The sequence below is a fragment of the Streptomyces sp. NPDC107765 genome, assembly GCF_055657085.1.
Window position 1 is genome coordinate 97,037 of record NZ_JBVKBL010000017.1, and the last position, 15,094, is coordinate 112,130.

The window sequence follows — 15,094 nt, forward strand, 5'->3', positions numbered from 1 at the left end:
CCTGTGCGCGGACGACCGGTCGGCACTCCCCAGCTCAGGAGCGCTCCGGGTACTCCGGGCGCTCCGGGCGGCCCAGGGTGCGGAAGGCGGCCGGTTCCAGGAGCAGGGCGAGGGTGAGCCAGGTGGCGGCCAGCAGCCAGCCGCCGACGACGTCGCCGAGCCAGTGGACGCCCAGATAGACCCGGGTGAGGCCGACCCCGGCGGCCCAGAGGGCGAGCACCGCGCACCAGGTGCGGGCGACGGCGGGGCCGCAGCGGTGCGCGAGGCCCCAGGCGAGCAGGCCGGCCGCGAGCGCGGAGGTGGTGGCGTGGCCGGAGGGGAAGGCGTATCCGGTGGCGTGGCCGGCCCAGTCGACGGCCGGTGGGCGGGCCCGGGCGAGCAGTTCCATCAGGCCGTAGCGGATCGTCTGGCCGACGGCGAGGACGACCACCGTGCAGGTCACCGCCCGGAGGCGGCCGGTCGCGCCGCGGCCGGCCAGCAGTCCGGCGAGGACGGCCATCAGGTAGGGGACGAGGCCGGTGCCGGTGGCGGTCAGGGCCCGCGCCAGGGACCGCACCGGCTCGCCGTGGTGGGCGGCGGCCCAGTGGACCGTGTCCCGTTCGGGGGCGAGCGGGGTGCCGTGCCGTACGGAGACGGTGGTCGCGGCGGCGGCGAAGAGCACCGCACAGACCACGGCCAGGGCGAGCAGCGCGCCGTTCCCCGGCCGCGGGACGGAGCCGGGGCCCAGTTCCGGCCGCGGTTGCCGGCTGACCACCGGCTCCCGGTCCGGCCCGGGCCCGGCTCCCGCCCCGTCTCCCGGCGCGGTCACCGCGCGGCCACCAGGGGGCGCAACCGGGTCGTGCGGATCCGGGCGACGGCGGGGGCCGCGCGGTGGGCGAGCGGGTGGAGTGCCCAGGCCACCAGGCCCCCGGTGAGCAGGCCGGCGACGGCGTCGTGCGGGTAGTGGGCCCCGATCCAGACCCGGGAGGCCGCCATCAGGACGGCGGCCGGGGCGGCGATCCGGCCGAGCCGCCGGTCGCACAGGAGGAGCGCGACCGCGGCGGCCGCGGCGATGGCGGCGTGGTTGCTGGGGAAGGACCAGTCGCCGGGCCCCGGGCAGCTCTCGACGGTGCGGGTGTGCAGCGTCCGGCACGGTCGCTGCTCGTCGAAGAGGCTCTTGACCAGGTCGTTCGCGGCGTAGGCGAGGACGACGGTCAGGGGGGCCGCCAGGGCCGTGGCCATGGCGCCCGGCCCGCGGCTGCGCGCCCGCCACCAGGCGAGCAGCATCAGCACGGCGAAGAGCGCCAGGCCGTAGTCGCTCCAGGCGGCGACGGCGGTGTTCAGGCCGTGCGGGGCGCGGTGCGCGAGATGGATGATCCAGGTGTAGGCGGTGCCGTCGATCGCGGCTCCGCCGAGGGCGAGGGAGGTCATGGGTGCTGCTCCTCCGGGTCGGCCGCCGCCGGGCGCCGGCGGGCGCGGAGCACCTCCAGGGCGAGCGGGGTCAGCGACACCGCCACCACGAGGGCCACCAGCGGCAGCAGATAGCGGTCGACGTGGGGCACGGACGAGCCCAGGGCATATCCGGCGAGGGTGAGGCCGAGCGTCCAGAGAAGTCCGCCGGTGATCTGCCAGAGGGTGAAGGTGCGGGCGGGCACCCGCAGGGCTCCGGCCAGCGGGTTCAGCACGGTGCGCACGATCGGGACGAAGCGGGCGAGGACGATGGCCTTGGCGTGGCCGTAGCGGGCGAGGTACTCCTCGGCGCGGGCGGCGCCCTCGTGCAGCTTGCGGGCGCGGCTGCGGGCCAGCAGGGCGCGGCCGCCGCGCCGGCCGAGCCAGTAGCCGGTCTGGGATCCGGCGAGCGTGCCCACCGCGGCGGCGAGCAGCACCTGGGGCAGGTCGAGGTGTACGGCGCCGCCGGCGCCCGGGGCGCAGAGCAGTCCGGCGGTGAAGAGCAGGGAGTCGCCGGGCAGGAAGAACCCGACGAGCAGTCCGGTCTCGGCGAACAGGACGACGGCGACGCCGAGCGCCCCGAACGCGGCGAGCAGCGAGCCGGCGTCGAGCACGTCGACGGCCTGGCCCATGCCCGTCGCATCGGCTGCCACCTGCGCAAACGCAGCGGCTACGGCCATGTCGGTGGCCCCTTACATAATGGGTTGCGGGCCTGCCGTGCGACCGGCCCGACCGACTACAGTCACGTAGACGGTCTTCGGAACTGTAGACGACGAGCAGGCGAGGGGCGTTCCATGTCGGAGACACCACCCGTGCAGCGGCGCCCCTCCGGCGAGCTGGAGGCGAGCGTCCTCGCGGCGCTCTGGGCGGCCGAGCGGCCGCTCAGCCCGGCCGAGGTGCAAAGCGCCCTCGGCGGCCGGCTGGCCCGTACGACCGTCACGACGATCCTGTCCCGGCTGCACGACAAGGGCGCGGTGTCCCGCTCCCGGGCGGGCCGCGGCTTCACGTACTCCCCGATACAGGACTCCGCGGGGCTGACCGCCCGGCGGATGCGCAGCGAGCTCGACAAGCAGCACGACCGCGGCACCGCGCTCGCCCGCTTCGTCTCCCAACTCACCCGCGAGGACGAGCAGTTGCTGCGCTCCCTGCTGGAGGGCGCCGCGGACGGGCCGCAGGGGGCGCCGGGGGCCGGCCGGCCGCCCGCCCCGGGGGCCGCCCCGTGATCATCGCCGTCTGGATCCCGCTGCTGATGCCGCTGCTCGCGGTGCCCGCCGCCCGCCGGCTGGCCGAGTCGCTGCCGCCGCGCGCCGCGGCCTGGCTGCTGACCGGCTGCGCCGCCCTGCTCGCCGGGTGCACGACCGCCGCGCTCGGTCTGCTGCTGGCCGCCGGGGCGCTGCTGCTGCCACCGGTCGCCGCCCTCGGTCATCTCTCCCTCCCGCTGGCCGACGGCGATCCGGCCGTCATGCTCCCCGCCGCCGGGGCCGCCGGCCTGTCGCTCGCCGCCTGCGCCCTGGCCGCCGCGCACCGCGCCGGCCGGCACCGCACCGAACTCCGCGCGGCCCGGCGCGCCACCGCACCGCACCCGGTCTCCGGCGACCTGTGCGTGCTGCCCGACGCCGCGCCCGATGCGTACGCCCTCCCCGGGCGGCCGGGCCGGGTGGTGGTCACCGCCGGGATGCTGCGGGCGCTGTCCGCCGCCGAGCGCGAGGCGCTGTTCGCCCATGAGCGCGCCCATCTCGCCGCCCGGCACCACCTCTTCCTGCTCACCGCCGCACTCGCCGAGTCCTGCCATCCGCTGCTCCGCGGTCTGCGCGCGCCGCTGGCGTACGCCCTGGAGCGCTGGGCGGACGAAGCGGCCGCCGCCCGGGTCGGCGACCGCCGGGTCACCGCCCGCGCCATCGGCCGCGCCGCCCTGGCCGCCGGGCCGCACGCCGCGGCGGCGGACCGCCCCCGTACGGTCCTCGCCGCGACCACCGGCCCGGTGCCGCGCCGGGTCGCCGCGCTGCTCGGCCCCCAGGCGGCAGCCGGCCGCCCCCGGATACCCACCGGCCTTCGCGGCCGCCGGCTGGTCGCCGCGGCCCTGCTGACCTGCGTCACGTTCTCCGCGGCCGCCGCCCTGGACGCCGCGGTGGACCTCCACGCGTCGGTGGAGGTGGCCCAGGGCGAGACCCGCTGAGGGACGGGGCCCGGGCCACCGGGTGACCAATCGGGTGAGCCACCGGGCCGGCGCACCCGCCGCCGGCCGCGGGCCGGGTCAGTGGGCGTAGCCCCGGCCGACCGTGAAGCCCAGGACCGCTCCGCCGCCCGGCCGGGCGGCCGCGAAGGCGTGGCCGCCGTGGGCGGTGGCGATCTCCCGGACGATGGCGAGGCCGAGCCCGGAGCCGGGCAGCCCGCGGGCGGCCGCCGAGCGGTAGAAGCGGTCGAAGACCCGGGTCAGATCGGCCTCCGCGATCCCCGGCCCCCGGTCGAGCACCTCGATCCGGGCGCCGGTGACCCGCACCTCGATCGGTTCGGTGCCGCCCGCGTCGAACTTGGCGGCGTTCTCCAGCAGATTGCCGATCGCCCGGTTCAGCGCGGCCGGCCGCCCCCAGGCCACCGCCGGGCGGAGGGTGCGTACGGTGATCTCGCGGCCGGTGCGGCGGCGGGCGGAGGCGGCCGCCTTCTCCGCGACCTCCGCCAGGCTCACCTCCGACAGCGGGTCGTCGTCGCGCTGCCCGGCCGCCAGCCCCACCAGCTCGTTGACCAGATCGCTGAGCTCCCGGGCCTCGCCCGCCAGGTCGGCGAGCAGTTCCTCGCGGGCGTCCGGCGGCAGGTCGTCGAACCGCTTCAGCAACGAGATGTTGGTCCGCAGCGAGGTCAGCGGTGTGCGCAGCTCGTGCCCGGCGTCCTGGACAAGGCGCTGCTGGTCCTGGACGGCGCTGGCCAGCCGCCCCAGCATGTCGTCGAAGGCCCGCCCCAGCCGGGCCACCTCGTCCCGGCCGGCCACCGGCACCGGCACGTCCAGCCGCCCGTGCTCGGCGACGCTCTCCGCGACCGACGTCAGCCGCACCAGCCGGCCGGTGATCCGGCGCGCCAGCCACCAGCCGACCGTCCCGGCCAGCGCGATGACCACCGCCGCCAGCAGGACGGTGCGCTGCTGCAGCGCCGACAGCAGGTCCTCGGTCCCGCTGAACTTCTGGGCGACCTGCACCGCCCCGCGGCCGCCGCCGAGCGCGACGGTCGCGACGTGGTACTCGTCGTCGCCGAGCTCCGCCTCCCGCTCCGCGTACCGGCCGGCCCGCGGATCGGTGGCGATCCGCCGCTCGGCGGCACCGGCCGGCAGGGCCGGGCGCCCCAGCTCCACGATCCGGCCGCCGGCGCCCAGGATCTGCACATCGGTACGGGTCGGCCGGGTCAGGTCGTCGCGCGGCCCGTCGTGGTCCGGGTCGGAGGCCGCATAGTCGGCCGGCCCGAACTCCTTCTCCTGCACCTGGGTGCGCAGGTCCCGTACGACCTCGGAGAACACCGACCTCTCGTCCACCCGCACCAGCCGCGCGGCCGCGTCGTAGCTGAGGAACCCCACGAGCACGGTGACCACCGCGGCCCCGGTGGCGAACGCCACCGCGAAGGCGGTCCGCAGACTGGCCGGCCGGCGGGTGCGCAGCCAGACGGCGCGCCCGCGGTCCCGCCAGACGCCGGCCCGGGAGCGGAACCAGGCGCGCAGCCGGCCGGGCACCTCAGTCCTCCCGCAGGACGTAGCCGACGCCCCGCACGGTGTGGATCAGCGGGCGGCTGCCCGGGACGTCGACCTTGCGCCGCAGGTAGCCGACGTACACCGCGAGGTTCTTGGAGCCCGGCCCGAAGTCGTAGCCCCAGATCCGGTCGTAGATCGTCGAGTGGTCCAGGACGATCCCGGCGTTCCGGGCGAGCAGCTCCAGCAGCTCGAACTCCGTCCGGGTCAGCTCCAGCTCCCGCTCCCCGCGCCAGGCGCGGCGCGAGGGCCCGTCGATCCGCAGGTCCGCCGCCTCGACGACCCCGCTGTCCACCGCCCGGACGTCGTACCCGCCGGCCGCCTCCTCGCCGCCCGGCCCGGACGCCGCCGCGGGCGCGCCACCCGCCGCCGCCCCGGCCCCGTCCGCCGTGGTCCGCCGCAGCAGCGCCCGCAGCCGGGCGAAGACCTCCTCGACCTCGAACGGCTTGACCACGTAGTCGTCCGCCCCGGCGTCCAGGCCGGCGATCCGGTCCGCGGTCTCGACCCGCGCGGTCAGCATCAGGATCGGGGTGCGGTCCTGCTCGGCCCGCAGCACCTGGCACACCTGCAGCCCGTCGATGCCCGGCATCATCACGTCCAGCAGGATCACGTCCGGCCGCTCGCGGTGCGCGGCGGCCAGCGCCTGGATGCCGTCGGCGACCGCGGTGACCCGGTACCCCTCCAGGGTCAGGGCACGCTCCAGGGCGGTGCGGATGGGGCGGTCGTCCTCGGCGAGCAGTACGGAATGGGTCACCCGGCAAGTCTGCCAAGGCCACGGCGGGACGACGGCGGGCGGCCGGCCCGGCGGCGGCTTTCTTACCCGGCTCTCACCCAGGGTTCTTACCGGCCTCTCACCCCCGCCACGCAGTCGGCTTACCCCTTGCCGACACGGTGGCCCCCGTGCCGGACGGGCCGGCCGCCGCGGGTCGGCCGCGGTGTGCGACCCGCCGGTCCCCACGACTGGGCAGACCTCGGGAAGACACCACTCCGGATGAAGATCACCCTCCTGCTGCACAACGCGTACGCCATCGGCGGCACCATCCGCACCACCTTCAACCTCGCCGCCGCGCTCGCCGGCCGGCCCGGCATCGACGAGGTCGAGATCGTTTCGATGCTGCGCCACCGCGAGGTCCCCCGGTTCACCCTCGACCCCCGGGTGCGGCTGGTGCCCCTGGTGGACACCCGGGTCGGCAGCGACGACATGGCGGACCCGCGGTTCGACGAGCCCGCCCAGGACTTCCCGCTCGCCGAGAAGCGGCACCACCAGTACAGCCGGCTCGTCGACGTCCGCGCCGCGGAGTTCCTGCGCAGCACCGACGCCGACGTCGTGATCGGCACCCGCCCCGGCATCAACGTCTACCTGGCCCGCTTCGGCCCCCGCCGCGCGCTGCGGATCGCCCAGGAGCACCTGCGCCATGACGCGCACGGCAAGCGCCTGCGCGCCGAACTCGCCCGGCACTACCGGCACTTGGACGCACTGGTCACCACCACCGAGGCGGACGCCGCGGTCTACCGCACCCGGATGCCGCTGCCCGGCGTACGGGTCCTGGCGGTGCCCAACATCGTGCCGGCGCCGCCCGTCGCGCCCTCCGACGGCACCGCGAAGGTGATCGCGGCGGCCGGCCGGCTGGTCCGCGGCAAGCGCTTCGACCTGCTGATCGAGGCGTTCTCCGCGGTCAGCGCCAAGCACCCCGACTGGCGGCTGCGGATACACGGCGGCGGTGCCGAACGCGACCGGCTGCAGGGCCTGATCGACGGGCTCGGGCTGACCGAACGCGCCGAACTGACCGGACCGCGCTCGCCGATCGAGGCGGAGTTCGCCAAGGCGTCGATCGTGGCCTCCGCCTCGGACGCCGAGTCGTTCGGCATGACCCTCGTCGAGGCGATGCGCTGCGGTGTGCCGGTCGTCAGCACCAACTGCCCGCTGGGGCCGGCCGAGATCATCGACGACGGCACGGACGGCCTGCTGGTGCCGCCCGGCGACGGCCGGGCGCTCGCCACCGGACTGCTCGGCCTCATCGAGGACCCCGTGCGCCGCCGGAAGATGGCCGAGGCCGCGCGGGAGAGCGCCCGCCGTTACGACCCCGAGCCGATAGCCGAGCGCTACCAACTCCTCTTCCAGGAGCTGCGTTCCACCCGGACCCGCCGTGCGGCGCACCGCGCTTTCGGCCGCGTACGGGGCCGGGTCCGCGCCGTACTGCGCCGCGCACTGCGCCGCTGACGGGCCGTCTCCTCCCGCACCCGCTCACCGGGACAACATCCTCCGCCCGCGCTGAACTGGCGGCCCGTGGGGAACGTACGTCCGGTCAGAAAAGGGAAGACTCAAGGAAAGGGAAGACCGGGAACGCGGGGCGCGCACGGACGCAGAACGGGCACGGCACGGGCGCGGGCACGGCAGGCACGGGAACGCGCACGGCACAGCACGGCACTCGTGGCAACGCCGTCGAGGTGTCGAGCAGTTGGCGCTTCGCATCGCAGGTCCCGATCGGCAGGAGGCCACTCATGCTGCACGGTGTCGATGTCAGCGCCTACAACTCCTCATATTCCGTGGAGGGGCTGGACTTCGTTTTCGTCAAGGCGACCGAAGGCCGCTCCTACATCAATCCGCACCAGAACTCCCAGGCCGCAAAGGCCCGTAAAGCGGGCTGTGTGGTGGGTTTCTACCACTTCCTGTGGCCGGGCAACATCTCCGCCCAGGCGCGGTATTTCGTGGAGAAGTGCGCGTCGGTCCCGGGCGACATCCTGGCCTGCGACTGGGAGCGCACCGGCGAGGGGACATCCGCCAGCAACGCGCAGAAGGACCAGTTCCTGGTCGAGGTGAAGAAGCTCCGTCCCAAGCACCGTGTGATGCTCTACTGCAACCGCGACTTCTGGCTCCACCACGACACCACGTCCTATGTCGCCGACGGCCTGTGGATCGCCGATTACGTCGCCGCCGGCCATCCGCGGATCAAGGCGAAGTGGCGCATCCACCAGTACACCGACCAGCCGCTGGACAAGGACGTCGCGAACTTCACCAGCCGGACCGCTCTGAAGAAGTGGGCGCACCCGGCATAAAGTTTCCTACGGCACGCGAAAGCGCGCTTACGGCCACCGTCCGTATGCCGGCGACGAGCACAGCGCGACCCCGCGCGACGCTTCGTAGCCAGAAAGGCGACAACCGGTGACCGGAGCGCGCCCCGCGTGACCAGGCCCACATTCCCGTACGGGATCCCGCACGGAAACGAAAAACGCATGCGGGCCCGTACGGAAACGAACCCGAGCGGAAAAGGAGCAGCCGTGACCGACCCGGCGTCCATGGCCCTGCAGCAGGAGATCGCCCGGGATCTCCAGGTAACCGCGTCCTTCGACGCCGAGCAGGAGATCGAGCGCCGGGTGGCCTTCCTCACGGAGCAGCTGACCTCCTCGGGCCTGCGCTCGCTGGTCCTGGGGATCAGCGGCGGCGTCGACTCGACCACCACCGGGCGGCTGTGCCAGCTCGCCGTGGAGCGGGCCCGGGCCAACGGCTACGAGGCGACGTTCTACGCGATGCGGCTGCCCTACGGCGTGCAGGCGGACGAGAAGGACGCCCAGCGCGCGCTGGAGTTCATCCGCGCCGACCGGGAACTGACCGTCGACGTCCGCCCGGCGAGCGACGCGGCGCTGCAGGCCGCGGTGGACGGCGGGCTGGTCTTCCGTGACGCGCACCACCAGGACTTCGTGCACGGCAACATCAAGGCCCGGCAGCGCATGATCGCGCAGTACGCGGTCGCGGGGGCCCACGACGGACTGGTCGTGGGCACCGACCACGCGGCCGAGGCGGTCTCCGGCTTCTTCACCAAGTTCGGCGACGGCGCGGCCGACGTCGTGCCGCTGACCGGTCTCACCAAGCGCCGGGTGCGCGCGGTGGCGGCGGCCCTGGGCGCCCCGCAGGAGCTCGTCACCAAGGTGCCGACCGCCGACCTGGAGACCCTCGACCCGGGCAAGCCGGACGAGGACGCCCTCGGCGTGAGCTACGACCAGATCGACGACTTCCTCGAAGGCAACCCGGTCCCGACCCCCACCTTCGAGGCCATCACCCGCCGCTACCGCCTCACGTCCCACAAGCGGGCACTGCCGGTGGCGCCGTAGTCGGGAGGCCGGCGGCCGGCCCGGCCGCCGGCCGCATACCCCGCCCGTCATGCGCCCGCAAGGGGACGGTCACCCTTCCGGTGCTAAATCGTGGGCGTGGGCGGGCATGCATGCGGGCATGGGAAGCCGCGAAGTGCGATCGGAAGATCAACTGTCAGTGGGTCCGCCTACGCTCCAAGGCATGGGTTACGCACACCTGCGCGAACTCCAGACCGCGCTGACCACCGCCTCCGACCTGACCACCGCCCTCCAGTCCGCGCCCAACCGGCACGACGCGGACCAACTCGTCGACGTCCTCCGGCAGGCGCTGACCGCCGCCAGTTCGCTGGGCGCCGAGACCGGCCCGACCGGCTGCGCCCTGCATCCGCACGGCGCGGTCGACCCGCTGTACGGCGACCCGGAGGATCCCCTCCCGCCGGGCTACGGCAAGTGCCTGCTCTGCAACGACCGCCGGCGCCGGGCGGATGCGCACCACCCGCACATACGCCGGTTCGCCCGCCCCCACCCCCGCTGGCGCCGCCCGCTGAGCGCCTGACGCCCGGCCGCGGCGGCAGCCCGCAGCACGAGGGGCGGCCGCCGCGGCGGTCCGGGGGGCGGACGCGGCACGTACCGGGCGGGCTACCGGCCCGGGGGCGGTGTCTCGCCGCCCCCGTCCTCCGGCCGCTTCTCCGGCCGTAGGGCGATGCGTCCCAGCACCCCGGCGACGACCAGGGCGGCCACGGCGATCAGGACGTAGTCCGGCACGCCGTTCCCGAGCCGGGTCGCCCATTCCTCGACCCGGAATTCGGCGTCGGCGTCGAGGATGCCGGGCAGCCCGCTGGTCCCGTTGAAGCACAGGAAGAGCACGCCGATGCCGAGGAAGAACGCCCCGGACACCACCGAGGTGGTGTGCAGCCGCAGCCGCCCCAGGGTGAACTCCCGGCCGCGCAGCCAGCCGCGGGACCCCAGCCGGAAGCGGTCCCAGAACAGCGCCAGCACGAACAGCGGCAGCGCCATGCCCAGTGCGTAGACGGCCAGCATCGAGGCGCCGTACACCGGTGAGCCGCTGACCGCCGTCACGGTCAGCACCGCGCCGAGGATCGGGCCGGCGCAGAAACCGGCCAGGCCGTAGACGCAGCCGAGCAGGAAGGTGCTGACCGCCGACCGCGGGGTGATCCGGGCCGCCGCGGCCTGCGCGCGCCGGGAGGCGAAGCCCAGGCCGAGGATCTGCGCGAGCCCCATCGCGATGACGGTCCAGCCGCCGAGGGTGACGAGCAGGTCGCGGTGGCCGTTGAACAGCCGGCTGGCCGCCGTGCTCGCCGCGCCGAGCGGTACGAGCGTGGTGGCCAGCCCCAGGTAGAAGACCCCGGTGCGGGCCAGCAGCCGGCCGGTGCCGGTGAGCGAGTAGGCGAAGAACGCCGGCAGCAGCAGTGCGCTGCAGGGGCTGATCAGCGCCAGCACACCGCCGAGGAACGCCGCGAGGTAGCCGATGTCGGTCACTTCCCGGCCCCCGCACCGCCCTTGCCGGCCCGCGCCGCGGCGTCCTCGATCGCCTGCGCGAAGACCCCGGTGGGCTGGGCCCCGGCCACCGGCCGGCCGTTGATCAGGAAGGACGGGGTGGACTGCACCCCGAGCCGGTAGCCCTCGTCCTGGTCCTTCTTCAGCGCCCGCCCGGCATCCGCGCTCTTCAGGTCGCTGCGGAACCTGTCGAGGTCCGGCACCCCGCTCTCCTCGGCCAGCTCGACGAGCTTGTCCTCGGCCAGCGCGGCGCCCTTGCGGGTCTTGGCGTACAGCGTGTCGTGCAGCTGCCAGAACTTGCCCTGCCGGCCGGCCGCCCAGGAGGCGCGGGCGGCCCGCTCGGAGTCGGCGCCGAAGACCGTGAAGTTGCGGAATTCGATGCGCAGGGTGCCGGCGTCGACGTACTTCTTGATCAGTGCGGGCTGGGTCTCGCGGGTGAAGCGGCCGCAGAACGAGCACTGGTAGTCGGCGTATTCGACCAGGACGACCGGGGCGTCCTTCTTGCCGACGGCCAGCGGGTCGCCGGCCGTGCGCCGGCTGGTCCGCCGGGCGAGGTCGTCGAACATCTTCTGCTGGGCGGGGTCCTCCTCGGGCCGGGTCGAGGCGGCGGCCCCGGGTTCGCCGGCGGCGGTGTCGCGGTCGCCCTCGATGGCCTTGCCGACGGCGACACCGATGGCGACCAACGCCACGACGAGGGCCAGGACCGCGCCGATGGCGGCCAGTTTGCGGGTGCGGGAAGCGTTTGCGGGCATGCGGAAGCTCCTGACGTACGGAGAGGGAAATCGGCCGGGTGGGTGTGGCCGGCGGCCTATATCCGCAGTACGGGCAGGAGCGCGGTGGGGTCGTTGGCGGGGGCGTGGTCCGTCGGCGGACGGGCCAGCGCGAACTGTGCGGGCGCGTCGGCGGCGAGCGGCCCGGGCCCGGCGGTCGGCGCGGGGGCCAGCGGCTCACCGCGGTGCGGGGCGGGCAGCGGCGCGGACTCCTCGGGGCCGGGCGCATGCCGGTCCGAGCACCGCTTCGCCGGGTCGGCGGCGGCCGGCGGGACGGGCAGCGGCGCGGCCGCCGGCTCCGCGGCGGGCGGCCCGCCGGTCGCGGGCCCGGCGATCGCCGCGGCCGCCGACGCGGTCGTACGGCCGGCCGGGGCCGGCGCTTCGAGGCCGGTCCGGCACAGCAGCGGACCGAAGGTCACCGCGAGGAGGAGCAGCAGCATCATGCCGGCGGATCGCCGCAGCTGGTGCATGTCCCTCCTCTCCGTACCCGTCGTGCGCAGGAACGGCCCATCCTACGGACCGCCGGCGCGCGACCGGAGCACCGGCCGGAGGGGGGAGTTCAGCGGTCGCCGACCCGCATCTCGAACCAGGTGGTCTTGCCGCGCGGCAGCAGGTCCACGCCCCACCGGTCGGAGAGGGTGTCGACGAGGAAGAGGCCCCGCCCGCTGATGTCCAGGTCATGGACGGGCATGAGGCAGGGCAGCCCGCGGGACGGATCGCGCACCTCGATGCGGATCCAGCCACGGCGGCGCAGCATCCGCAGCGCCAGGGTCCGGGCGCCGGTGTGGCGTACGGCGTTGCCGACGAGCTCGGAGACCAGCAGGACGGCGTGCTCGGCGAGCTGGGGCGTCAGGGACCACTGCTTCAGGAGGACGGCGGCGGTCAGCCGGCGGGCGATACCGGCGGACTGCGGACGGGAGGGCAGCCGGACCTCGCCGAGGGTCGGCTCGGCCACCAGGTCGACGGGTGACCGGCCCGGACTGCCGGGAGCCGGCGCCGGGGTCCGGTCCGCTCCCGGGATGCCCCATCGCGCGGCGGCCGCATCGCTCCGCGGCCGCGGCTGCTCCATTCCTTCGAGGCCCGCCATGCCCCCCATCATGGCTGTTACTTGGCGGTCACGGGGGCGGAACCGACGGAATCCGTTGCCCGGAATAGACGGTTCCGGCCCCCGACGCAGACATATGCCAGTGACATTCAACGTCCCGGAACCGGGCCGCTGACCTGCGGCGACGCCGGGCATACGAAGGAGCGATCCGGTGCGTCAACAGGGCTGTTTTGAGCCGCAGTTAAGTTTTCAGCAATTCGCCCACACGAGGCATCGGGTCCCGGCCAAACCTCAGGCGTCCCGCCAACACCTGGCGTATCAGCGGAACTTGGCCTTGCCGGGGCCCTCCTCGACGAAGCTGCGCATCCCGATCTCCCGGTCCTCGGTCGCGAACAGCCCGGCGAACCAGTTCCGTTCGACCGTCAGCCCGGTGTCGATGTCGGTCTCCAGTCCGGCGTCGACGGATTCCTTCGCGGCCCGCAGTGCCAGCGCCGGTCCGGCCGCCAGCCGCGCCGCCCAGGCGTGCGCCTGCTCGTAGACCTCGGCGGCCGGCACCACCCGGTCGACCAGTCCGATGGCGAGCGCCTCCTCGGCCTTCACCTGACGGCCGGTGAAGATCAGGTCCTTGGCCTTGGACGGGCCCACCAGCCGCGCCAGCCGCTGGGTGCCGCCGGCGCCCGGGATCAGGCCGAGCAGGATCTCCGGCTGGCCGAGCTTGGCGTTGTCGGCGGCGATCCGGAAGTCGGCGCAGAGCGCCAACTCGCAGCCGCCGCCGAGGGCGTAGCCGGTGACCGCGGCGACCACCGGCTTGGGGATCCGGGCCACGGCGGTGAACGCGTCCTGCAGCGCCTTGGACCGCACGACCATCGCCGCGTGGTCCATGACCTGCATCTCCTTGATGTCCGCGCCGGCCGCGAAGACCTTCTCGCCGCCCCAGACGACGACCGCGCGCACGTCGTCGCGGCGGGTGATCTCCTCGGCCAGCTCGCGCAGCCGGTCCTGGGTGGCGATGTCGAGTGCGTTCATCGGCGGGCGGTCCAGGCGGATGGTGCCGACACCCTCGGTGACCTCAAAATTCACAGTCATGCCGGAAGGTTAGTACGCGTTAACGGCGGGCGGACCGGTGCGGTCCGTCACAGTGCCCGCACCCGGCCGCCTTCCGGCCGTTGTCCCGCCGCTCCCCGCCTGCTCCCGGCTCTGCTGCTCTCCGGCCCTCCGGCTCTGCGGCTCTCCGGCAGGACCTACCGACCGGCCTTCCACTTCTCCCAGGAGAGGTTCCAGTCGCTGAAGCCGTTGTCCGGCTGGATCGTTTCGTCGTGCGAGTTCTTGACGATGACGACATCGCCGACGAGGGAGTTCCGGAAGAACCACGCCGCCGGGGTGGAGCCGTCGCCGCCACCGCGCTGGTCGAACAGGCCGACACAGCCGTGGCTGGCGTTGCGGGTGCCGAACGTCGGCCCGCCCGACCAGTAGTTGCCGTGGATGAACGTCCCGGAATTGCTCAGCCGCATGGCGTGCGGGACGTCCTTGATGTCGTACTCGCCGCCGAAGCCGACCGTGTCGCCGTTCATCCGCGTCACCACGTGCTTCTCGCTGATCACCATCGTGCCGTTGTACGTCTCGGTGCCCGGCGCGCCGGCGGTGATCGGGACGGTCTTGATCTTCTTGCCGTCGCGGACCACGGTCATCGTCTTCTTCTCCGCGTCGACCGTGCTGACCTGGCTGCGGCCGACGGTGAAGGAGACCTGCTTGGCCTGGGTGCCGTAGACACCGGGGCGGCCCTCGACGCCGTCGAGGTCGAGCTTCAGGGTGACCTTGGTGCCGGGCGCCCAGTACTTCTCGGGGCGGAAGTCCAGCCGGTCGTTGCCGAACCAGTGGCCCTCGATCGGGACCGACGGGCTGGCGGTGACCTTGATGGCGTCCGCCACCGCCTTGGGGCGGGTGATGCCGCGGGTGAAGCGGAGCGAGACCGGCATGCCGACGCCGACCTGCTGGCCGTTCTCCGGGCTGTACTGGCCGATGAAGGTGTTCTTCGGGACGAGGGTGGTGAACGTGGCGTGCTCGGCGGCCGCCCGGCCCCGGCCGTCCACCGCGACCGCGTCGACGGTGTACTTCGTCGAGGCGCCCAGATGGCCGCTCGGCTGCCACAGCGCGCCGTCGCCGGATATCTTCCCGTCGACCGCATTGCCCTTGCCGTCGGTGACCTTGACGGTCTTGAGCCGTCCCTTCCGGGCGGTCACCTTCAGCGCGCCACTGGTGGCCACGCCGTCCGCGCCGTCCTTGGGGGCTATCGTCACGGCGGCCTGCGAGGCGGCCTTGGCGCCGCCGGCCCTGCCGGCCGGCTTCCCGCCGTCGCCGTCGTCGCCACCGCACCCGCTCACCAGCATCAGCGTCGCGCCGAGCAGCAACGCGAGCGGTGCGCGGCCCCCGCGCGGCCCCCGGCGCCGGCGCGCCGGCACCCCCGGATTCGGCTGGACGTTCACCACTGGCCCCATTTCCCCTCGCACGGCCCGC

At 74.4% G+C, this 15,094-nt stretch carries 17 protein-coding genes; 6 read left to right on the forward strand and 11 right to left on the reverse strand.

Going from position 1 to position 15,094, the window contains the following annotated elements; translation table 11 throughout:
* Positions 1-34 precede the first annotated feature (34 nt).
* From ACZ7MX_RS32710 to ACZ7MX_RS32720, 3 genes are read right to left on the reverse strand one after another with little or no spacing between them, the layout of a single operon-like run.
* Complete coding sequence (locus tag ACZ7MX_RS32710; protein ID WP_472137395.1) at positions 35-808, reverse strand: phosphatase PAP2 family protein; 774 nt, start codon at positions 806-808, stop codon at positions 35-37.
* Entirely contained in the window at positions 805-1,410 is a 606-nt protein-coding gene (locus ACZ7MX_RS32715; protein WP_472137397.1) for a phosphatase PAP2 family protein, read from the reverse strand. The genes ACZ7MX_RS32710 and ACZ7MX_RS32715 overlap by 4 nt, the downstream gene beginning before the upstream one ends.
* Entirely contained in the window at positions 1,407-2,108 is a 702-nt protein-coding gene (locus tag ACZ7MX_RS32720; RefSeq protein ID WP_472137399.1) for a DedA family protein, read from the reverse strand. Before ACZ7MX_RS32720 ends, ACZ7MX_RS32715 begins: the two co-directional genes overlap by 4 nt.
* A gap of 114 nt (positions 2,109-2,222) precedes the next feature.
* Between ACZ7MX_RS32720 and ACZ7MX_RS32725 the strand changes: the two genes are divergently transcribed.
* Positions 2,223-2,651 carry a BlaI/MecI/CopY family transcriptional regulator gene (locus ACZ7MX_RS32725; RefSeq protein WP_472137401.1) on the forward strand — a complete coding sequence of 143 codons (429 nt, stop codon included), beginning with the start codon at positions 2,223-2,225 and terminating at the stop codon, positions 2,649-2,651.
* Positions 2,648-3,604 carry a M56 family metallopeptidase gene (locus ACZ7MX_RS32730; protein ID WP_472137403.1) on the forward strand — a complete coding sequence of 319 codons (957 nt, stop codon included), beginning with the start codon at positions 2,648-2,650 and terminating at the stop codon, positions 3,602-3,604. Before ACZ7MX_RS32725 ends, ACZ7MX_RS32730 begins: the two co-directional genes overlap by 4 nt.
* 78 nt (positions 3,605-3,682) lie before the next feature.
* On the opposite strand, the gene ACZ7MX_RS32735 is transcribed toward ACZ7MX_RS32730, so the two are convergent.
* Complete coding sequence (locus tag ACZ7MX_RS32735; protein WP_472137405.1) at positions 3,683-5,143, reverse strand: sensor histidine kinase; 1,461 nt, start codon at positions 5,141-5,143, stop codon at positions 3,683-3,685.
* A gap of 1 nt (position 5,144) precedes the next feature.
* Complete coding sequence (locus ACZ7MX_RS32740) at positions 5,145-5,912, reverse strand: response regulator transcription factor (protein WP_472137407.1); 768 nt, start codon at positions 5,910-5,912, stop codon at positions 5,145-5,147.
* A gap of 237 nt (positions 5,913-6,149) precedes the next feature.
* On the opposite strand from ACZ7MX_RS32740, the gene ACZ7MX_RS32745 reads away from it, so the two are divergent.
* The 4 genes from ACZ7MX_RS32745 to ACZ7MX_RS32760 all read left to right on the forward strand — a co-directional run bounded on the left by ACZ7MX_RS32745 (position 6,150) and on the right by ACZ7MX_RS32760 (position 9,803).
* Positions 6,150-7,379: a glycosyltransferase family 4 protein gene (locus tag ACZ7MX_RS32745; RefSeq protein WP_472137409.1), complete on the forward strand. Its 1,230-nt coding sequence runs from the start codon at positions 6,150-6,152 to the stop codon at positions 7,377-7,379.
* A gap of 281 nt (positions 7,380-7,660) precedes the next feature.
* Positions 7,661-8,215, forward strand: a complete 555-nt coding sequence (locus tag ACZ7MX_RS32750; protein ID WP_472137411.1) for a GH25 family lysozyme — start codon at positions 7,661-7,663, stop codon at positions 8,213-8,215.
* A gap of 222 nt (positions 8,216-8,437) precedes the next feature.
* On the forward strand, positions 8,438-9,268 hold the full coding sequence (gene nadE, locus ACZ7MX_RS32755; protein ID WP_472137413.1) for an ammonia-dependent NAD(+) synthetase: 831 nt from the start codon (positions 8,438-8,440) through the stop codon (positions 9,266-9,268).
* A 181-nt stretch (positions 9,269-9,449) separates the two neighbouring features.
* Positions 9,450-9,803: a hypothetical protein gene (locus ACZ7MX_RS32760; RefSeq protein ID WP_030799666.1), complete on the forward strand. Its 354-nt coding sequence runs from the start codon at positions 9,450-9,452 to the stop codon at positions 9,801-9,803.
* 83 nt (positions 9,804-9,886) lie between these two features.
* Here ACZ7MX_RS32760 and ACZ7MX_RS32765 read toward each other — a convergent pair whose 3' ends face one another.
* From ACZ7MX_RS32765 to ACZ7MX_RS32790, 6 genes are all read right to left on the reverse strand, one after another.
* Entirely contained in the window at positions 9,887-10,747 is an 861-nt protein-coding gene (locus ACZ7MX_RS32765) for a cytochrome c biogenesis CcdA family protein (protein ID WP_472137415.1), read from the reverse strand.
* A complete protein-coding gene (locus tag ACZ7MX_RS32770; RefSeq protein WP_472137417.1) occupies positions 10,744-11,517 on the reverse strand; it encodes a DsbA family protein in 774 nt (257 codons plus the stop codon). The genes ACZ7MX_RS32765 and ACZ7MX_RS32770 overlap by 4 nt, the downstream gene beginning before the upstream one ends.
* A gap of 56 nt (positions 11,518-11,573) precedes the next feature.
* Entirely contained in the window at positions 11,574-12,005 is a 432-nt protein-coding gene (locus ACZ7MX_RS32775; RefSeq protein WP_472137419.1) for a hypothetical protein, read from the reverse strand.
* Positions 12,006-12,094: 89 nt separating this feature from the next.
* Positions 12,095-12,634 (reverse strand): ATP-binding protein, encoded by a 540-nt coding sequence (locus ACZ7MX_RS32780; protein ID WP_472137421.1) that lies wholly within the window; start codon positions 12,632-12,634, stop codon positions 12,095-12,097.
* A gap of 264 nt (positions 12,635-12,898) precedes the next feature.
* Positions 12,899-13,666: an enoyl-CoA hydratase/isomerase family protein gene (locus tag ACZ7MX_RS32785; protein ID WP_472137423.1), complete on the reverse strand. Its 768-nt coding sequence runs from the start codon at positions 13,664-13,666 to the stop codon at positions 12,899-12,901.
* Between the two features lie 155 nt (positions 13,667-13,821).
* The gene (locus ACZ7MX_RS32790; RefSeq protein WP_472137425.1) at positions 13,822-15,063 is read right to left on the reverse strand and encodes a L,D-transpeptidase; all 1,242 of its coding nucleotides are present in this window, start codon (positions 15,061-15,063) and stop codon (positions 13,822-13,824) included.
* Positions 15,064-15,094 lie beyond the last annotated feature (31 nt).